Genomic DNA, 20,811 nt, shown 5'->3' with positions numbered 1-20,811 from the left:
ACATGTTGGTGTCAGGGTAGATGTGTTGGGGTACCCTAACATTTGGCGCTTACTTCATAAGTATATCATACAGCTATTAGAATTTAAACAACTTTCCTCTTTTGCCCCGAAGTATCCCTTCTTCAAAAAAGTATGGGGTTGCCAAATTGTTTCCACTCCCCGGCAACATGAAATGGACATTTCCTCAAATCCAGCGAATAAGGCGGCATAATCTGTAACATCATAGCTTTGTAAAGTTGGGCACCACAAAACAAAATAACAGCAAGCCCTTGTGTGGCCTGCTGACATCTGTTGGTATACCACTTGGTCACAATCTCACGCCAAGGCCGTCTTTATGCGTGGCGGGAATCCCAATCCTACTCAAAACAATCGTGGTAACAGAGCAGGAATATATACACTCCTACAAAATGCTTATTGGGTACTGGAACCCAGATCCCCAAAAAAGCCAGCGGCAGTGATTTTCATCATCCCTAACGGGGCGGTTGCACATCCTACGGACGCTTCCAAACGTGAGTGATACTCCCCTTTTTCCAACCGGTTAAACCTCCCGTATTCAGCGCCCGAAAGGGCGCGTAGCCGCTCCACCTATGAAGCGTTCGCAAGGCAGTGTCGACGGCCCTTGCCGAGGGATTAAAGACAGCGCCCGACAGGCGGTTGGATCAGTTATCGCGTAGCGGAAAATGGGCAAACGCTCAACGGTGTGTACCGTTATCACTGCTTGCCACTATTAAAAACAGCTAAAGAGAGAGTACGCCTTATACCCAATAAGGCGAAGTTAAATCAACCCGGCAAACTGGAAGCTGTCAAATACCAAATGTCTTTGGATTGACATCAATTCCTACCATTTTTCCAAAGGCTAATCCCCACTTTACAAAATTATATGATATGGATGTTATTATTTTATCGGTGACAATATATCCTTCTTCTATCGGATTTTCTAAATTGTCATCCCAACCAATCATTCCCTGCAATTCTTCTTCTGAAAAACCTTCTTCTATAATGTCTTCTTTGTTTGTTCCTGCCATAAACGATTTGCCATTTAACAGTCCTGCTTTGACAAGCATAATCGGACCAATAGAAATTGCGCCAATTATCTTGCCGCTAAATTTTTTTATGAATTTAATGATATCGGGATTTTCAATCGCTTCTCGAATATCCGATGCTCCTGGAAGTAACAAACTATCATATTCATCAACATTCAAATCGGCCAATACCATATCCGGAACAATAGTTAGACCATCTTCACTCTTAACCGGTAAATTTGTTGCTGCAAAGACTGTTATTTCTTTTTGAGCTAAAGCCAAAATTTCAAGTGCTGTACTAACCTCAAAATTGCAAAACGAATCATACACTAACACTGCTGTCTTTTTCATAATTACCTCCGCAACTCCTGATTTATTTCACTCACCATCTTCTTGACTTAACGGTCAAAAAGCATCCCTCGCCCGGCACGGTCTTCCACATCTCAATAAATTGAGACATTTATGTTTGGTAACGGGGATTGTATCATTTAATAATTTTGTATTGGGCATAGAACGCCCTTAATCCTCATCATTTTCCATCCGTCATCTCTGGCCACGGCATTTTACGGTATGTTTTCTGTGCAGCATACTACCGATAATTCGTCATCGGTTTTCCCGATAAAGACAAATTCATCAATTTAGATTCACTCCGCTAAAATCAGATACCTTACACACTGAAAAATTTCTGTCATATCTCTTAATCTCCATTCGCTGTTTCTCCTCAATATCAAAATAATTTCTCTTAATCTTCGAATTAGATTTGTCAGACAACATGAAATCGTTCGGCACCCCACCAATCAGGAATCAATTCTTTCAAACATATTGTTTTTCTGCTTTCAAGGTCAAGTAAGAACTATGCAGTCTATCTTTTGAGGTTTTTCAGCGCGTCAGGATTGTTTGAGAAAATCATTCCAACAGTCTGACATTTTTCCAGCTCCGGGCAATCGCCGCATGTAGCCACACTTTTTTTCAGCGCGCACTGACGAATCGCGCAGAGACTATCGCAGTATACCGTTTTAGCCCCATCGACACGACAACCTTCACAGTTGATATGTTCAGGCAGAATGGGGGCATTATTTAACTCCGCCCATAGTTTTACAGTTTTCTCACGCAACGCCTGGTCGTCATTGATTGTTGCAAGATATGCGTCGCATTTTTCACAGTCCAGCCCACAGTATGCAATCATGTTCTTCAAACTTATGTACCTCCTGAAATTTCGATTTGCCGGGTACGCCTTCTCTGCCTAAGGCGTACAAATCCATAACCAGTTTTTTTTATTTTAATATGAGCACATGGAAGTGTCAAACCGCTCATTTCGTTTCATTACTTATGCTACTGTTCATAACCCTGTTTGTTGTAAGCACCAAGTGGGTTCTTTCCGAAGTTAGTTGAATGTGCTGTCTCACAGTGTACCTGACATACTGGATCAGATACGGCAGATGGGACCCTTTCCGAAGCTGAAGGAGCTGGACCGGCTGCTTCCGTGGTCGGACAACCTACCGGAAGGCTTCAGAACGAAAAATCAAGGTACGAGTGATTACCTACTTACAAAAAAATGTTATTACAATAAAACCTTTGAGTCTCAACCCTTCAAGAGCTTTATTATTAACACTGTATTTCTTCCATGAACTCTTAATTAATCTCGCTTAACAGAGAGAATTCAGGTTCTTCTCTCATCCTTTGGCTCAATGAAATAAGTCCTTGATTCATTAGTGCACGCAAAAACAAGTACGGAGTATCCGCATTAGGATATAGTGCTTTTATTAATGTTGACCATTTTCCATCAGAATCAAATGTACTATAACTATAATTCGACCCATCATTATCAGATTGATAATATGTAGAGGGATCAAATTCATCAAAATAATGCTTTATCATATATGCTGCCGCAAATGTCATCACATCCGACTTATTTTTAAATAACTCTTTTTCAAGTATGCTATCTGCTATCCTTGAAGCTTCAGTAGATAATGCAATATCAACAATATCAGCCATTATACCTTTCTCCTTCTCTCAACATATTCGTTTATGGAACGATGATACCCTTTCCAATCTATATTCCTTCAATAAATTTCCTCCCAATAGTTCCCTAGACTTAGCTGGATCAATTTCCCCATCATAAACTAATAAGATAACTTGACCTGAAAGAGCAGGAAGGTTAACTGTAACATTCTCCTTATGTTTTATACCTAATCGGCCAAATGGCGAATCCATAATAACTGGTCCTTGTAACGGTGCATTTTTATGAAGTGCACCTATTAAAGAAAGTGCAACAACATGTTCAAATCCAGCTGACCTGTTTGGTACTTTAATTCCTTTCTTATGTATTATCTCTAATCCGTAGTTGTCATCAATTTCCAATTTCTCATAATCTTCATCTAAACTCATTTTCGCAAAAAGCTTTGAAGCATCTGATTCCACATTACACTTAAGACTATTACGATACTGGTTTATACCCAACTCAAAAACTCTTTCTATGTCTTGGCACAGTATTAATTTTTCATTAGCAGCTAAAACATCTTTGTTTTTGGATAAGCTGCTTATCTTTTTATCAAGCTTATCGCTTGTAATAATCGCTTCTGCTATAGCCTTTTTCTCATTTTTTATACCAGTTTTTAATTCTGTTATCCTTGCTTGACAGATAGAATAATCATTTGCTAATGTTGGTGTATCTGGGTCATAATCACCATATGTTTTAAGTTCTTTTTTTATATCGCTCAAACGTCCCTCTGCATCAGTAATTTCTATTTCTGCTTTATTTAAATCCTCAATTTTACTCTTAATTAATGGGCCATCATTTTGTAAATTAATCGATTGAAAAGCATTAAGTCTAATTTGTAAAGAATTTAATTCATTTTTTTCTTCATCAGAGAGCAGCATCGTTTCATTCCTAATTAATTCCAACTTTTCTCTTAAAAATGTTTCTAACTCATCTGAAACCTTCCGTTCGCATATTCTACACTTATGCAACTTTATTGCATATTCTATTTCTCTAATTGTAGTTTGGCTTGCTTGTATGGTAGCCTTTTTCTTATTATATTCTCCCAGTTTGTTTCTAATATCAACAACCATAGTGGATATAACAGGCTGCAACATACCTTGCCACGCATTCTTCATTTTTACATTAATATCTGCCTTTATCTCATCTCGTCTCTTTTTCGAACTCTCAATAGCTTGAATTTCTATTGCTTCACTGGATAATAAGTTCCTAAGTTTCTCAGTATTGGACATTTTTTTCTTTACAGCTTCAAGTTTATCAACTTCTTTTTCTAAAAGTTCTTCAAGTCTATCAACCTCAAGTTTATGGCCTTCAATTTGATCAATTAGAGTTTCCATAGCATGAGCATACTCAGATGTATTTTTATCATTCTGAGCTGCTTTATTTTTGGCAGTAATATACTCTGAAACAAGTTCAGATAAATCTTTTGCGCTATTTGTCAAAATTGGCATCCCTAGTATTTTTTCTATACTTGTTTTAATTAAAACTCCATCATTGGAATTTTCATCAAGTAAGGCCTCATATTCCTGTAATAGCTCACCATCAAACAAAAAAAACCTTGAAATATCAGTTGGCATAATAAGTGCTAATTCATGCTCCCTATCAGATACAGAGAGAATATTTCCATTCTTCTTTAAGAAGCAATCCTCAACAAAATCCTCATTAGTTTTAGGCTTTATAACTCCATCCCTTGGATGTACATCTCTTGTAAGAATATATTTATCGGAACCATTACTCATTTTCAAAACAATAGAAAAACCATAAATGCCTTCTTCAACTGCTTCAATATTTGAAAGAATAAGAAAATCAGTAGAGGAGCCTCGACGATCTTTTATATGCCCATATAGCGCATACCTAAATGCATTCAGCAAAGTGGTTTTACCTTGACCATTGTCTCCCCAAATTATAGTCACACCATCTTTATCACCAAAGCTAAGTTCTTGTACTCCTTTAAACGGACCAAAATTATTAATCATAAGTTGCTCAAACCTTAACATTTTTTCACCCCCTGACTTTGTTCTTCAATATATTTTCTAATAACTTGATGTGTTGTTGCACGACCAGTATGGCGACTATCCATTTCCTGATTTTCAAATTGAATATTTATAATATTTTCAACTATTTCTTTTGAAACATGAGGATATTTCTCACTTCGAATCCGTTCCAACGTTAACATTATTTTTTGCAAGTTATCATTCGTGTTCATCATTTTCTATTCCCCCATACACATAATCCATATAGTTTATTCCATAATCAATAGCTATTAGTTTAAGATCTGTAATACAACTCGGATTCTCAGCCCAAGCACCAAATTGAATTGCACGAGACAACTCTCCCGTTACAATATTGTTACTTTTATCAAACTCTTCGATTTTTCCATTCGGAAGAGTTATCGCATCATATAAATGAGCAAATGTTTTTCCAGGACTCTGCCTCAAAACTCGTCCTCTTCTTTGAATAAACTCTCTGGGATTCTTTGAAGATGCTAGTATAAGTGCATGTGTGGTAGATGGGACGTCAACGCCTTCATCTAAGCACTTAATAGAAATTAACACTCCACCATGACGCAAAAAATATTTCAAAGTTTCATCTCGATCTCCTTCCATCTCTGAAAAATACTCAAATGCATCAAATCCTTCTGCTTCCGCAATTTTCCTTATAGTTTTAAGCTGATTTTGATTATCGCAATAAATTATCCATCTTTGTCCGACTTTAAAATGTTGCTTTAAGATATTTATTGCTAATGTTACTTTATTCTCCGCATTCTTTAATATCCTCGCACGCTTTATTAATAATTGACTAATATGTGGATTGCTTAACATTATATCAGTCATTGATTTATCATTAGTAGCCTGTCTAGCAAATAATTTTGATATTTCTGCTGATACCGAATTCCATTCATCTTGCTCTGGAGGACTCAAATAAACTTGTTGTGGATGATAGAAATATCTAGTTAACACATGATCTTTAATTGCATCTTCAAGAGAATATTCTGGTTGTATAATATCACCAAAGTATTCAAATATTGCATTCGTTCCTTCTGGATCACCATACCTTTCAGGTGTTGCTGATAAACCTAATCTAGGTCCTGAAATAATGTTAAAAACGTTACGCCTCTGCCTACTACCAAGTCTATGTACCTCATCAGCAATAACAAAAAGATGTTCACCACCATGTACATTAGATATAAAATCAACGCTTGCTGCTGTGGTCATCATTGCAATAACAATCTTATATACTCTATTATTTTTATTCGTCCATTTGTCGAGTTCATTCAAGTTCCGCCATGAATTATTATTATCACCGCATAACAAAAAGAAAATATCTAAATCAGGAATACTTGTCTTTATTTCTTTCTTCCAATGATATAACAATTCCTTAGATGGTACAAAGACAATTATCGTTTCACCTCTTACAAGAGAATCTCTTATAGCACATATAGCTGTAAATGTTTTTCCGCTACCGGTTGCATGCTTAAGTATTCCTCTTCTACCTGCTGCAATCCAGTGATCAAGAGCTACAATTTGGTGTTTTCGAGGTGTTCGTCCTTTCAAACCAGGTTTCCATTTTTCTTCATTTGAAATTTGTGTTTGAATTTCATCCAGCAATAATTCAAAGTCAGATTGACTGGCTTGTTGAAAAATAGCCTCTTTAATTGCATTTGGAATATCATATACTTTTACATTCTCTCCTGCTTCTCCATCCCAAATACGACTGAACAAATCAATAGCATCTGATACTCTTATTGCTTCTTTTCCACCATCCCAACTTTGAAAAACATCTGTGGACTCAATATTACCGTCATTTGACAAGCCCTTATAAGTCTCATTAAAAGAACCTCTAAAACCAACTGCATTACCATCAGCGTCATAAAAAATACCAGTCTTATCATGAAGCATGCTCCTAATTGAAGGGTGGATTATATCTTTAATAATACAGATTTTCAGTTTAATTATACCACTCGCGATCATACACGCCAATAATCTCGCTGGTAGCTTTAAATTTTCGTCATCAAGCATATCTTGTAATTCTTTTTTTAGAGATTCCTCTAATATTTCATCTTGTTTGGCCTGTTCTCCCTCTTCCATTGCTTTTCTATCATCATCGGATAGTACCGGAGAACATACAATTCTCATTTCTCCTTGATTATTAATAAACTCTTTAAGCGCCTTCCATGCTATGATATAAACTGTACTGCCATAAAATCCAGATATTCTATCATACTTAACTGAACTTCGCATACAAGGCAAATAAAACTCCTCAGCAATATCATCATCAATACGATTATATGAACTCTTAAAATCATAATTTGAAAGTGTCATATCATCCCTCTAACAACAATTTAATATCAAGATTTATACGTTCCTGAATAGCAAAAATCAACTTATCTGGACGTGATACTACAATCCATTCCGCGTTTCCTCGTTTTTTCATGCAAAACATATGTTCTGTATATGCGCGGAGTAAGGTTTTAAGGCTAACTTGCACATTTGTGCTATATGCAAATTCCATATGCTTTCGCAAATCCCATATCACAAAAACCCCATCATCAATATCTCCTGTAATTGTGGCAAACCCGACAAGTAAAGTTTTCTTTCCTAATTCAAGTTCAAATTTACCACGTGTATGACGTTTTTGTCCTGGCAAAATAAGCTGACTCTTATATTCTCCAGCCTGTTTAGCACCCGAAGGGTTAGTACAATTATATAAATAGACTTTAAGAGTAATATTATAGGGAGACTTTAATGTCACAATAAGAGGCTTGTCTTCAATATTACTATAATACTTTACATATTGCCCCAACGAGTCAATAAACTTTTTATGTAATACTGTCGGACTTAGTTTTTGACTCATATAAACCTCCATTATTTATATTTTACAATACAAGGCTTTGCCCATTCATAAGACTTTCATATCTTTCTTTTGCTTGAGTTTCAGTATCCGAAAAACGTAATACACTTGTAGCCATATATTCCTGATTCAATTCTATTGTAATCCATTTTCTTTTACGTTGCTCTGCAGCTAATCCTGTAGTATTAGATCCAGAAAAGATATCCACAACTAAATCCCCTTCATCTGTCAAAAAATCAATATAAAATCCAGGTAAAGCTATCGGAAAACGAGCTGGATGGCCTTTTGTACCTATTTTTTTACAAAAGTTCAAATAATGACCATTGCTTTCTGTATTCGATATTTGTAATAAATTTGATGGTATCGCCCCGCCATTATCTATATTAAATTTATCACTCATTCTATGACCTGAGGGGCGATCAGTATTTGGAATATAATAAGTCCCCTCACTACTTAATAACTTTTTCATAGATTTTGAATAAGGGTTTAACACTTTTTTTACATCAGCTTTTGGATAATCTGTTTTTGAAAACCACCAATTTGTATTTACGCTATCTTTTGCACGTATTTTTCTCTTGTTGACCCACTCAATAGGTGAAGGTAGCTTTGATGGGTTGTACCAAAAAAACTCTTCAGCCAAATTAAACTGTAAATCATCACACATTTTTATTAAAAGCCTATACTGATATAAAGATCTTACAGGCCTACCTTTACAATAGGATCCACCTAAATCAATAACCATACTTCCTGCATCTTTCAACTTATGCCTAGCAACTGAAGCAAATTGCAAAAACCAATCTACATACTCATTTTGAGCTTGATTTCCATACTCTTTTTGCCTTTGAAGTGCAAATGGTGGAGAAGTAATCAATAAGTCTATACTATTATCTTCAAACTTATCTAAAATCTCCAAACTATCACCGCAAAGGCACTTACCATATTCAGTTGCATATGACAAATATCCATCAAACAAATCTATTGCTACTTTTTTATCATTCTGTTCTTTAATCATTTGTCAACTCTACCTCACCATTTTATATCTGGCACTCTTCTTTATGCAATTAGCAGTACCTCTTTTGCTAGTAGTAGACTCCGAACTTTCTCTTACTACTTCCATAATATCAGATATACCGCACTCAAGTGCTTCACAGATTTTCAGTAACACATCGGTTATAATATTTCCACCCTTTCCTAATTTAGCAATGGAGGCGGAACTTATTCCACTTATCTTCTTTAGTCCTTGTTTATTCATATTTTTATCAATTAACAGCTTCCATAATTTATTATAGGCAAAATTCATTCACCAACCTCCTGTCTAACCCTACAATGGGAAATATATTAAAATATTGTTATATTATCGTACCCTTAATTATCAAACCTAGTAAACTAGCTAGCAAAGGAAATGATAATCGACACGATTTAGATATACTTATCTATCATAACAGAATCCTTTACAACAATCAATTTTCTGTATGGGATCGCAAACATAATCACCGCATTACCAAATAGATGTTATTTTTTGGATTAGTTAGGATTAGTTGTGATAGATTTGGGGGCTATAAATTAAATTTCCAAAGTAAAAGCACGTGCTCCACATCACCACATTGTCCGCCAAAATGACAGTGGATGAATGCCCGCAAGCCAATACTTTAATAAAGACTTTATTTGCCCTTCCATAAGCCTAATATAACGCCAGTTTATAAAGAAAATTTACACTCATAATTTTAGCATTCTTTCTACCCAATACCTCTCACATCTATAGAAAGGCAAAAAATAGGGTCATAATCGGAGGCTGCTGAAAAGTCCCAAAAGCGAAAAATTGGGAACTAAAAAGTCAACATGGATATAAAATAGCGAGCGGATATGGAAAGCTGGGAATAACCATCCAAGGGGCAAGTACGCTCTTTTTCACTAACTACAAACGAAACAAAGTCTTAGGAAAGGAAAAAGCTAAAAAATGTAGGTTTAACCCACTGTATTCGACGATGAATATAAAAAACTGAAGAGGTTGATATAAATGGTTTATCAGCCTCTTCGTTAGAGACGTACTTTTTCAGCAGCCTCCATAATCGGCCAATTTCTGCCCGTTTCCCCCCCCCCGTTTTTCGCCAAAAACCACTATATCTTGTGGTTTAACCTTTTATTTTTCCTTCAAACCACAATTCCGCATCTGTATTACTGTCTCCACATGCCCCGCCCCCGGAAACATATCCACCGCACACCCCTTCACCACTTCATACCCATTCGCCTGCAGCACTTCCAAATCTCTCACCAGACTAGTCGGCTTGCACGACACATACACAATCCGCTCCACCTGGTACCCAATAATCTTTGGCAGGGCCTTCGGATGGATCCCTTCCCTCGGTGGATCCAGTATGATCAGATCCGGTTTTTCCTCTATCTCATCGAGTACTTTCAAAACATCGCCGGCAATGAAGCGGCAGTTAGCAAGACCGTTGAGTCCGGCATTTTCTCTTGCCGCTGCTACAGCCTCTTCAACGATCTCTACTCCGATCACCTTATCGGCCACCGGGGCCAGAATCTGAGCTATCGTTCCCGTACCGCTGTACAAATCGTAGACCAGGCGCCCTTTTGTATCACCGATATACTCTCTGACTTTACTGTACAGAACTTCCGCACCCAGTGAATTGGTTTGAAAGAAGGAAAATGGCGTGATTTTAAAGGACAGTCCCAGCAGTTCTTCTATGATGTAATCCCTGCCCCATAGGATCTCGGTGCTGTCGCTCTGGACAACATCAGCCAGACTGTCGTTTACCGTATGGAGGATCCCTGTTAAGATTCCCTGCAATTCGAGTTCTCTTAATCCGGTGGCATAGGCTTCCAGCAGTTGACTTTGCCCGCCGTATTTCTCCTCTTCCCACTGGCTGGTTGTCACCAGAACCACCATAATCTCGCCGGTTTTCGCCGCCTTGCGGACCAGAAGGTGACGCAGATAGCCGGTATGCTGCAGCTTTTTATAAAAGGGCAGGCCAGTGCTCTGAAAATATTCTCTTGTGTAATTCAGTATTTTTCTGTAATCTTCGTCCACAATCCGACAGTCGGACACCGTTACGATATCATAAAAGCTTCCCCGTTTATGCATGCCCAGCGCCAGCGGCCCATCCTTAAACTCATCTCCAAAAGAAAATTCCATCTTATTCCGATAACCGCATTCACAGGGACTTCCGGATATTCCTTCAAAATCCAGATTCGGTACAACCGCCTCTAAAAGTTCTTTTACCTGAGTTTCCTTTAGCTTTAGCTGCTGATCATAGGGCAGTGTGCGGTACAAACATCCTCCGCAGCTGCCAAAATGCTGGCAGACATCCTGTACGGTTTCCGTAGAAGATTTCTCGATTATCTCCAGTATACGGCCTTCCGCTCTGTCCTTTCGTATTTTGAAGACCGAAAAACGGATCTTCTGGCCTGGAAGGGTATTCTTAATCAAAATTTTGCGATCCTCTATATGTAAAATTCCCTTATTCGGAAATTCTGTTTTCTCTATAATACCTTCAAAAACTTCACCTTTTTTCATAACTTTTCCTTTCTGCTCCTAATATATAAGTGGAGGGTTTCAGCGCCCAACAGCCAGTTGAGACTTTATCCTCTTGTTTCTAAAGCTGTATAATGATCAAGCATCCGTTTGGCAGATCTGCCTCTTCCCTATTGAGGGGATATAATACAGAGGGGACATAATACAGAGGAAATATAGCACAAAAAATGTAATATTTTAATACTGTATACAAATATACTGCTTATCATCTATTTGCATATATGATTGAATATCTCTAACGTTCCCATGAGACATCTGTGGCAATCTGTCACGGCCTCATGATAGATTGGGTCGAAGTGGACCGAAATTGTTGCTGTCTTGAGTTCATATCATCTATTGATTGTTGCTATCACGCGGTAACGTGGATTGAAATTTTACTGGAGGGAAAGTCATAAAAATTAGTGTCGCCGCCTCGTAATACCGCATATCTAAAATATTCTTAAATATATTCATTTCTCCATTATATTTTTTCAAACAATCAATTTGTACCTCATTTGCTTATCTTTGTCCCTCATTCTTCTAATACCGCCTATTGCTATGGAATCTATTTACAAATTATACCATACATTCCTTACATCTTTCAACCTATATCGACAATATACATTATAATCCTCATAATCCCCACCGCCTTATGTTACTGTTGGCGGCTGCCGGTCAAGCAGCGCAGTGCGGGGCAGAGTATAGCCGTGAACGCCATGAACATTGACCGCCTAATTCCGAACACAAAAACGCAAAAGCAGACCCCATGTGCCCCTCCTGGCGGCACATGGGGTCTGCCCCTGTGTTCTATCGCTGAAACATCAGTCTCATGGGAAACTCATCCGATGATTATTCGTCCTCGTCTTCGAAGAGTTCATCATCGTCGTCTTCAAAAAAGTCATCGTCAAAATCATCATCGAAATCGTCTTCAAAGTCTTCCAGATAATCCGGTGTCAGGAAGCGGTATACGGCATATGCGATAGCCGCTACGGCCGCTACGGCACCAACGATTGCGAAAACCCATAAAATGACGGTTTTCTTCTTTTCCTGCTCTTCATTTTTCTTTAAAAAGTCGTTCAGCTTTGTTGCGCTTATCAATTCTTCTAATTTACCCATTTCTGTCTTCCATCCTTTCTGAATCTGATCCAGCATCGATACCCCTTTCCGCAGTTTCATTGAGTACATGCTGCCTGAACTGCTCCGTGTTTTAAAATACTGCCGTCTCTTATGCCGTTACAGCATAACAACAATATCTGTATGCTTTAGAACAGAAGTGCACATTTTCATTTTATAAAATCCTCTTACCGATTTCAAATGCCTGCCATGCGCTCCTGTGCATATCCCGCCGCCTGATATAGTCCCTCAGGCTTATGGGGAATGACTATGAATATTTTATCCAGCGGAAACACACTCTATGAAAATGAAATGTCTGTCAAAAACGGCATCACTTCCTATATCGTTTCCAGATAGGTATTATTATATCATCCTTTAACGGAATTTACTATATCTATCCATAAAACTTAGCCACAAAAATTTATCGCCTGTTCACAGTTACCGTAAAATTCCCGCGCAAGACAGGGCAGGGTATATTCCTCACGGGGACGCACTCTCGCTCCGTGAAGCGCACAACGGTACTAATGCTGTAAAATACACAGCATAAGTACCGGCGGGCTTCAAGGGATACAGTAACTATCGTCTCAAATGAAAATTTAAATTCCACTCCCATTTAGTCATACATTCTCTGCCCAAATAATTTATCATAGCAGCTAAGACCGTGCATCTTTGTGACCGATTTTGACCGTAACAGCCGGTCAGGAAGCACCGTAGATCCATCCGATGTGAAACTTGGCGCTAAGCGAACCTTTTTCTTCCATACAGAGCGTATACCGAATACCCTTACCCACACAACCGCCCGAATTAACCCCTGCTATCCACAGTATTAGTATCCTGTTTCCACATGATTTTATTCTCCCGGCATCAGTTCCGTCGGCTGCTCTTACGACAATGTTTCCCGTCTCTACTCCTCGACCTTTTTCAATTTCGCAAATGAAGCGAACATCCTCTTCGTCCCCACCTTATCGAAATCCACGGTCACCTCATAATCACGTTCACCGTCCAGGATATCCGTCACCATGCCCTCTCCGAATTTCACATGGCGCACCCGGTCTCCCACTCCGTAATCCAGGCTGCTCTCGCGGTTCACGGTAAACTGCTTGCCGATATAGGCGCCTCCGAAATTAGCCCCCGGAGCCGCATAGGGACTCGCTGCCGCGCTGCCGCGCCCACCGGCACCCCTTTCTGCACCGGCACCCCTTCCCGCACCGACGCCCCTTCCTGCACCTACACCTCTTCCCGCACCCGCGGCAAAAGAACCGGAAAACGCCTGGCCGGAAGCTCCCATACGGCTGAATGAACCCGGTACCCTCTCCGACGACGGATCTCCCGTTGCCGGATCTCCCGATGAAGGATCATCCAAAAACGGATTTTCATCTGAATCATCGCCGCCAAACGTATTTCTCGAAAACGGAGATTTTGAAAACCCAGTTTTACCAAATGCCGTTTCCTGGGCTTCTCCCCCCTCACCCGCTGCAAACCGTGACTCTCCAAATCCCGATTTTCTGCGTTTCAGTGAGGATTCCTCCTCTTGCGGCCACCAGGACTCATCGGGCGGCACGGCGGCCCAGCGGGACTGTTTCTTCTTTGAACTATCTCCAGAAACCGGATCTCTGCCGCCATCCAGATCGAAGGCGTCATCCGGGACGGATCCGAAGTAAGACTCAAACAGACTGTCCTCATACGCCTGACGCTTTCTCTTTTCGAGCTCTTCCCGGGATAAGCCGCTTAAGCTTTTGATCTTAAAGACTGAAGACTCATCCTGTTCCTTTAAAAGATGCGGCGGTATCTCATCGATGAACCGGGACAGTCTCGACCATCTGGTCTCGCCGTTTACCATGCGCTGCCTGGCGGCGGTGATAGTCAGCTCCTTTTTGGCACGGGTGATCCCCACATAGGCCAGGCGGCGCTCCTCTTCCAGATCCGTGGGATCATCGGAATTGATGGACATGCTGCTGGGGAACAGGCCGTCCTCCATGCCGCTTAGGATTACCTTTTCAAACTCCAGGCCCTTGGCGCTGTGCAGCGTCATTAAGACCACACGGTCATCGGATTCGTCCAGGCTGTCGATATCCGCAACCAGAGCCACCTCTTCCAGAAAGCTGCTTAAGCTGCTGTCCTCGGTGGTTTTTTCGTAATCCACCGCTTTGTTTACCAGTTCGTCGATGTTTTCGATGCGGGCCTGGGCCTCTACGGTATCTTCGTCAGTGAGTTCCTTCTGATAGCCCGTGGTTTCAAGAATATCCCGAATCAGATCCGCGATGCTTAAGTATTCCACCTTGCTGCGGAAAGACTGAATCTGGGATACGAAGCCCTCGATCTTTGCGGATGCCCTTCCAAGGCCCGGTATGATCTGTGCCTCTTTGAGCGCATCGTAAAAGCTCATCTCATTGGCAGCGGCAAATGCGATCACCTTGCTGATCGAGGTGGCCCCGATGCCGCGTTTGGGCACGTTGATGATCCTCTGTACGGCCAGATCATCCATGCCGTTATCCACTGTTTTCAGATAGCAGAGAATATCTTTGATTTCTTTTCTCTGATAGAAGTTTACACCGCCCACCAATCGGTAGGGGATGCCGGTGTTGACGCAGCGCTCTTCCAGGAGACGGGACTGGGCGTTAGTGCGGTAGAGCACCGCCATATCCTTATAGGGCAGCCCCTGATCGCGTGCGGCCTGTAATTCGTTTATCACCGCCGCGGCTTCAAGCTCGGCAGTGTCGAACTGGCGCAGTTTCACCAGGGTTCCTTCGCCGTTTTCCGTCCACAGTTTTTTCTCTTTTCTGCCTATATTGTGCCTGATCACTCCGTTGGCGGCATCCAGGATATTCTGGGAGGAGCGGTAGTTCTGCTCCAGCTTGATGACCTTGGCCCCCGGGAAGCTTTCCTCAAAATTCAGTATATTCTCTATGTTGGCTCCGCGGAACTTGTATATGGACTGATCGTCGTCGCCCACCACGCACAGGTTCTTTTCCCGGGACGCCAGAAGGCGCACCAGCTCAAACTGGGCCGTGTTGGTATCCTGATACTCATCCACCATGATGTAGCGGAAGCGGTTCTGATAATAGTCCAGGACATCCGGATTGCTTTTCAGCAGTTCCACGGTCTTTATGATCAGATCGTCAAAGTCCAGCGCGTTATTTTTCTTCAGCTGGTCCTGATACTCGCAGTAGATGTCGGCGATCTTGGTCTTGCGGAAGTCTCCCGCAGCCTTGACGGAGAACTCCTCCGGGGAGATCAGTTGGTCTTTCGCTGAAGATATGTAGCTTAGCATGGATTTTTCCTTGTACATCTTGGGATCGATATCCAGCTTTTTCATGACCTGGCGGATCAGGGTCTTCTGATCGTCCGCGTCATAGATGGTGAAATTGGTGCTGTAGCCCAGATATTCGATGTGACGGCGGAGCATCCGCACACAGGTGGAGTGAAAGGTCGCCACCCAGATGCTCTCGGAGCCGAAGCCCACCAGGCTGTCCACCCTCTCCCTCATCTCGCCGGCGGCCTTATTCGTAAAGGTGATGGCCAGAATGTTCCAGGGATTCACCTTCTTTTCTTCTATTAAATAAGCGATCCGGTGCGTTAAGGCTCTGGTCTTGCCGGAACCGGCGCCGGCCAGAATCAGCACCGGGCCTTCCGTTGTAAATACGGCCTCTCTCTGCATCGGATTTAAGGTATCATATATACTCATTTTACTTCTCCCATCTGTATGCCGGCATGGACGGCCTGACTTTTATCCGGTGTGCTGATTCGCCAAATGAACGGCCCGTCTCTTTTCCGCCAAAAAATCCAATCGGAGCCGGCGGACATTCTGTAACCTTCCCCCGCACTCCGGTTGGATTTATGTTTGTAAACAACTAACAGGTTCTTATGCTGCAGGCTTATTTAAGCTTCTGTCCGCAGGCAGGGCAGAAATTCGCCCCCTCGGCTTTCGCTCCACAGTTTGGACAGAAATTCACGGTCCCGCCGGAAGCTGCCGCGCCGCCGTTTTGTGAGCCGCCCGCATTCTGCGCATTGCCGCCGTTCTGCATCTGGTTCACCATCTGCTGGCCCATGGCCATGCCCATCTGCAGGCCTGCCATATCGGCCGCCACGCTGGAACCTCTGCCGCCTTTGGCCATGGCATCGGTCATCGCCACCCTCTGATAGGTGTCCATATCGCCGATCATGCTGTTGGCCGCGTTCTTTTCCACCATTTTCTGGATGTTGTCGGGATAGGAAACGCTCTGGATGGAGAATCCCGTGATCGTCAGGCCGATCTTGCTCATCTCCATGTCCAGATCCTCACAGATGCCTCTGGAAATATCAAAGGCATTGGCCTGCAGGTTGAACATATCCTTTCCTTCCTTCACGATCCACTTCATCAGCAGCTGATCCAGCATGGACATTACCCGTTCCTTCACATTGTCCACAGTGTACATCTGCTTCACGCCGGCTATCTTCTCAATCAGGTTCAGATAGTCGGACACTTTCATGTTGAAGGTGCCGAAGGCACGGATCGGAAGCCCGCCGGGCATACCCTGCGCGGGCAGGTTGATGGCATTCTTTGTGCCCCACTTCACCGTAAATTCTTTCGTATTGATGAACAGCACTTCCGCCCGAAGGCCGCTGTTAAAACCAAATTTAAAGCCTTTTAATGTGGATAAAAACGGTATGATGTCGGACTCGATGTCAAAGCTCCCTTCATCGGTAAATATGCCTTCCACCTTGCCGTTATACAGGAAAATGGCATCCTGTCCCTGATGAATAATCAGCCTGCTGCCCTTTTTGATCTCCCGGTTCTGCCATTTCCAAAAGATCACGTCGTCTCTGTATTCTTCCCACTCAACGACATTGGCAAATTGTCCTCCGAATAATCCCATCGTATTACGCTCCTGTTATTATTTCCCTAATTTTGCTTTCAAAGCAGCCAGTTCGTCATCGACCTCGCTGCTGGGTTCACTGTCGTATTTGGCAGCCAGATTGTCTATGTCGCTTTCCTCTGCGGACTGATTCAGCTCCGCCATAGCGTTGGCTTCGTCCAGCATCTTGTTCGCCTTTGCCTCCATGCGGTCAAAAGCGTTTAAGTTATCCGCCGCGCCGTTGATGCTGGAGCCCAGCTTATTCAGCCTCTCCTGCGTTTTGGCTACCTGAACCTTAGCTTTGATCGCGTCTCTCCTGGAGTTGAGAGAAGCAATGTCGGATACCAGCTTGTCATGCATCTGTTTCATCTTGGCAGCATTGGCCGCCGCCACCTGATAAGTCTGCTCCAAGGAGGCTTTTTTCTCTGTCAGAGAAGCTTTCTTCTCTAAAAATGTCTTCGCATCGCTGTCGTTGCCAGCCATAACGGCCTTCTCCGCATAGGTCTGCATCTTGGCGATCTCTTCTTCACACTCCTGCAGCTCTCTCTTGGATCTGGTCTCCTCTGCCATCACCGCAGCCGTCTCCGCCTTTACTTTGCCCAGATCGCTCTCCAGATTGCGAAGATACTGATCGATCATTTTTGCAGGATCCTCTGCCTTATCCAGCAGCGCATTGATGTTTGCAGACATAATATCGGCAAATCTTTGAATGATTCCCATAGTATTTCCCTCCTTTTCATGTCACCAACCGCAGGTTGATGACCTGCGCACGCATCAGCGTGCTTCCGCTTGTGTTTTGCGTAAATAATCTTACCGTTAATTATAGCAATTAATACCTGCCCTGTCATCTAAAAAATGAGAAAAAATGATTAAGTTTCTCTAACCTCCGAGATGATTTCAGGTGATTTCGTGCCCCTTCTGTCGAAAAAACTTGTCATATAGTTCTCATTACTATATAATAACATGTAAAAGATTCATGAGCGAAAGATAACCCGCCGTAACTATTCAGCCTCAATGCCGGAGTCCGTCCGGCCTTTGTCCTGTCAGTCAGGTATATTACCGATGCTGTTTGATGGCTGCGGACCGTCTTGCACTCTGATGTTTTCCGGGCAGAATGAAACGCGCAGCGCCGTCCCCGGCGCTGCAGAGAATCAGCTGCAGGAAATGGAGGGGAAATGAACAATTTAGAAGAGCTCAGCAAATTATTTAAACGATTGTCCAAGCTTGATTATATCCGGCCTGAAGACGTGCCGAATATCGATCTGTACATGGACCAGGTCACCACTTTTATGGACCACCATATGGAAGCTTCCAAACGGCATCCCGAGGATAAAATTCTCACCAAGACCATGATCAATAATTACGCCAAAAATGATCTGCTTCCGCCGCCGGTTAAGAAAAAGTATTCCAAGGAACACATGCTCCTGCTGATATTCATTTACTATTTCAAGAGCATTCTTTCCATCAGCGATATACAGACTCTGCTTCATCCGCTCACCAGCGAATACTTTTCCGGTGATGGCCAGCTGAATCTGGAGGATATCTACCGCGAGGTCTTTTCTCTGCAGAACGAGCAGCTGGATACCTTCACCAGAGATGTGAAAAATAAATTTAAGTCTTCAGCTAAAACCTTTGAAAATGTGCCGGAAGAAGAGCGCGAGGCTCTGCAGAGCTTTTCCTTCATCTGCGCCCTAAGCTTCGATGTCTACTTAAAGAAGCAGATGATCGAAGCCATGATCGACAATATGGCGCAGAAAGCGGCAAAAAGGCAGAATAAGGACGGTTCCGTCCCCAAAGACAGATAAGCGCATAAAAGGACCTGCACTGATGAGCATTCCGTATAACGGATGCCTGTCAGCGCAGGTCTAATATCTGCCGCTGTGTTTTTACTGCTGCCGGCGCGTACAGCACTGTCAGGCTGCCGCACTCATTCTGCCGGAAGATCCAGCCTGTCAAACACCATGTCATATCCGTCATTGCCGTAATTCAGCGACCGGTTAACTCTGCTGATTGTAGCCGTGGAAGCGCCGGTTTTCTCCGCGATCTCCAGATACGTTTTATGTTCTCTTAACATCTTAGCCACCTCATATCTCTGTGACAAAGACAGTAATTCATTCACCGTACATACATCTTCAAAAAAACTGTAACAGTCCTCCACAGATTTCAAAGTCAGAATCGCCTGAAACAGATGGTCCACCGCTTCTGTTTTGATTTTCTTATTCATGAGCCAATGCCTCCCAAGTTCTATAAAAATGCACACAGTGATATTTTAACATGTTAAAGTTCTAAAGTCCAGAGGGATTTATGTAAAATTCCTTACGATTGCGGATACAAAGTTACTATTCCATAGCTGCTTTATCAGCTGCTGTAAATAGTAACGATACTAGAGCGTGTTTGAAAATTGCTTTCCGTAAGATGTGCGTCACACATTGTGGGAGATTGCCTCCAAATGAGGGAGGCGTAGCGGGCTACGTTGACCGAATTTGGAGGTAATATACCGCAATGTGAGGCGTGCAGATTGCGGAAATGAATTTCAAAACACGCTCTAAGCCTGTCCTCATTGCACGCACAGATCTCACTTTATCAGTAACACCAACGTCCCTCCCACGATTGCCGCGAGTCCGATCAACTGCGCTCTGGAGAGCTTTTCCTTTAGGAATAAATAGGAAAAAAGAATGGTGGGCACGATGCTAAGCTTGTCTATGGGCACCACGATGCTGGCCTTTCCGTCCTGCAGAGCCCTGTAATAGCAAAGCCAGGAAAGGCCTGTGGTCAGGCCTGACAGGCCGATAAAGAGCCAGCTCTTTTTATCGATCTTTTTGATCAGGCTCTGTTTTTTCTGCATAAATACAATCACCCAGGCCATGATCAGCACGAAGACGGTTCGGATTGCCGTGCCCAGGGTGGAATCGATCCCCTGCACACCCACCTTTCCCAGTATCGCCGTCAGGCTGGCGAACACCGCGGACAGAAACGCATAGACGAGCCACGCTCTGCTTTTAACCTCTTTCTTCTCCTCTTCCTTTTTCTGAATCATGAAAAACGTCCCCGTCCCGATCAGCACCATGCCGGCCAGCATGGGAAAGGAAATCGCCTCACCTAAGAAAATGAACGACAAAAGCATGGTCAGCACAGTGCTGCTCTTATCGATGGGAGTCACCTTGTTGACCGTCCCCAGCTGCAGCGCCCTGAAATAACAGATCCAGGAAGCGCCGGTCGCCAGGCCCGACAGCACTAAAAAGAGCATGTTTCTCGCGGAAATCGTTCGGACGGTCCCAAAGCTTCCGACCACAAATACCATGAGCCAGGAAAACGCCAGCACGATGACCGTGCGCAGCGCTGTCGCCAGATTAGAATCCGTATTTTTAATCCCGATTTTAGCCAGTATAGCCGTGATGCCCGCAAACAGCGCGGAGCCTAATGCAAACAGAATCCACATCACACAAATCCCCCTATTCC

The 20,811-nt window shown here is 42.6% G+C and carries 19 protein-coding genes and 1 pseudogene; 2 read left to right on the top strand and 18 right to left on the bottom strand.

Translation table 11 applies throughout. The features are described 5' to 3' along the window. Positions 1-211: hypothetical protein (locus DWZ56_RS22990; protein WP_207666317.1), on the top strand; the 211-nt coding region annotated here is incomplete at its 5' end. 592 nt (positions 212-803) lie between these two features. Here DWZ56_RS22990 and DWZ56_RS19685 read toward each other — a convergent pair. The 15 genes from DWZ56_RS19685 to DWZ56_RS19615 form a co-directional block, all read right to left on the bottom strand. Continuing rightward, positions 804-1,373, bottom strand: coding sequence for a DJ-1/PfpI family protein (locus tag DWZ56_RS19685; RefSeq protein ID WP_118558308.1), 570 nt, complete (start codon positions 1,371-1,373; stop codon positions 804-806). 212 nt (positions 1,374-1,585) lie between these two features. After that, positions 1,586-1,660: a hypothetical protein gene (locus DWZ56_RS23675; RefSeq protein WP_442911453.1), complete on the bottom strand. Its 75-nt coding sequence runs from the start codon at positions 1,658-1,660 to the stop codon at positions 1,586-1,588. A 224-nt stretch (positions 1,661-1,884) separates the two neighbouring features. Next, positions 1,885-2,217 carry a DUF3795 domain-containing protein gene (locus tag DWZ56_RS19680; protein ID WP_118558307.1) on the bottom strand — a complete coding sequence of 111 codons (333 nt, stop codon included), beginning with the start codon at positions 2,215-2,217 and terminating at the stop codon, positions 1,885-1,887. 437 nt (positions 2,218-2,654) lie between these two features. Further along, positions 2,655-3,017 (bottom strand): hypothetical protein, encoded by a 363-nt coding sequence (locus tag DWZ56_RS19670; protein ID WP_118558305.1) that lies wholly within the window; start codon positions 3,015-3,017, stop codon positions 2,655-2,657. Between the two features lie 18 nt (positions 3,018-3,035). Next, a complete protein-coding gene (locus tag DWZ56_RS19665; RefSeq protein WP_118558304.1) occupies positions 3,036-5,018 on the bottom strand; it encodes an AAA family ATPase in 1,983 nt (660 codons plus the stop codon). Next, entirely contained in the window at positions 5,012-5,230 is a 219-nt protein-coding gene (locus DWZ56_RS19660) for a DNA modification system-associated small protein (protein ID WP_118558303.1), read from the bottom strand. The genes DWZ56_RS19665 and DWZ56_RS19660 overlap by 7 nt, the downstream gene beginning before the upstream one ends. Continuing rightward, on the bottom strand, positions 5,214-7,343 hold the full coding sequence (locus tag DWZ56_RS19655) for a DEAD/DEAH box helicase family protein (protein ID WP_118558302.1): 2,130 nt from the start codon (positions 7,341-7,343) through the stop codon (positions 5,214-5,216). Before DWZ56_RS19655 ends, DWZ56_RS19660 begins: the two co-directional genes overlap by 17 nt. Position 7,344: 1 nt before the next feature. Beyond that, entirely contained in the window at positions 7,345-7,875 is a 531-nt protein-coding gene (locus DWZ56_RS19650) for a hypothetical protein (RefSeq protein WP_118558301.1), read from the bottom strand. A gap of 22 nt (positions 7,876-7,897) precedes the next feature. Then, positions 7,898-8,884, bottom strand: a complete 987-nt coding sequence (locus tag DWZ56_RS19645; RefSeq protein WP_118558300.1) for a DNA-methyltransferase — start codon at positions 8,882-8,884, stop codon at positions 7,898-7,900. A gap of 9 nt (positions 8,885-8,893) precedes the next feature. Beyond that, the gene (locus DWZ56_RS19640; RefSeq protein WP_118558299.1) at positions 8,894-9,172 is read right to left on the bottom strand and encodes a helix-turn-helix domain-containing protein; all 279 of its coding nucleotides are present in this window, start codon (positions 9,170-9,172) and stop codon (positions 8,894-8,896) included. 840 nt (positions 9,173-10,012) lie between these two features. Continuing rightward, positions 10,013-11,407, bottom strand: coding sequence for a 23S rRNA (uracil(1939)-C(5))-methyltransferase RlmD (gene rlmD / locus DWZ56_RS19635; protein ID WP_118558298.1), 1,395 nt, complete (start codon positions 11,405-11,407; stop codon positions 10,013-10,015). 846 nt (positions 11,408-12,253) lie between these two features. Then, positions 12,254-12,520: a DUF4366 domain-containing protein gene (locus DWZ56_RS19630; protein WP_442911452.1), complete on the bottom strand. Its 267-nt coding sequence runs from the start codon at positions 12,518-12,520 to the stop codon at positions 12,254-12,256. 901 nt (positions 12,521-13,421) lie between these two features. Further along, a complete protein-coding gene (locus DWZ56_RS19625) occupies positions 13,422-16,202 on the bottom strand; it encodes an ATP-dependent helicase (protein ID WP_243095382.1) in 2,781 nt (926 codons plus the stop codon). Between the two features lie 190 nt (positions 16,203-16,392). Beyond that, a complete protein-coding gene (locus DWZ56_RS19620; RefSeq protein WP_118558297.1) occupies positions 16,393-17,373 on the bottom strand; it encodes an SPFH domain-containing protein in 981 nt (326 codons plus the stop codon). Positions 17,374-17,391: 18 nt separating this feature from the next. Then, entirely contained in the window at positions 17,392-18,072 is a 681-nt protein-coding gene (locus tag DWZ56_RS19615) for a PspA/IM30 family protein (RefSeq protein ID WP_118558296.1), read from the bottom strand. 455 nt (positions 18,073-18,527) lie between these two features. On the opposite strand from DWZ56_RS19615, the gene DWZ56_RS19610 reads away from it, so the two are divergent. Then, complete coding sequence (locus tag DWZ56_RS19610) at positions 18,528-19,157, top strand: DUF1836 domain-containing protein (protein ID WP_118558295.1); 630 nt, start codon at positions 18,528-18,530, stop codon at positions 19,155-19,157. Positions 19,158-19,279: 122 nt separating this feature from the next. Here DWZ56_RS19610 and DWZ56_RS19605 read toward each other — a convergent pair whose 3' ends face one another. The 3 genes and pseudogenes from DWZ56_RS19605 to DWZ56_RS19600 all read right to left on the bottom strand — a co-directional run bounded on the left by DWZ56_RS19605 (position 19,280) and on the right by DWZ56_RS19600 (position 20,791). Continuing rightward, entirely contained in the window at positions 19,280-19,576 is a 297-nt protein-coding gene (locus DWZ56_RS19605) for a YerC/YecD family TrpR-related protein (RefSeq protein WP_118558294.1), read from the bottom strand. A gap of 209 nt (positions 19,577-19,785) precedes the next feature. After that, a pseudogene (locus tag DWZ56_RS23670) lies at positions 19,786-19,848 on the bottom strand (hypothetical protein); the annotation flags it as partial. 79 nt (positions 19,849-19,927) lie between these two features. Continuing rightward, positions 19,928-20,791, bottom strand: coding sequence for an EamA family transporter (locus DWZ56_RS19600; RefSeq protein WP_118558293.1), 864 nt, complete (start codon positions 20,789-20,791; stop codon positions 19,928-19,930). Positions 20,792-20,811 lie beyond the last annotated feature (20 nt).

The sequence above is a fragment of the Lachnotalea sp. AF33-28 genome, assembly GCF_003477885.1.
GTDB lineage: Bacteria > Bacillota > Clostridia > Lachnospirales > Lachnospiraceae > AF33-28.
The sequence above is the reverse complement of the archived record's forward strand: the minus strand, read 5'-3'. Positions and strand labels throughout refer to the sequence as shown.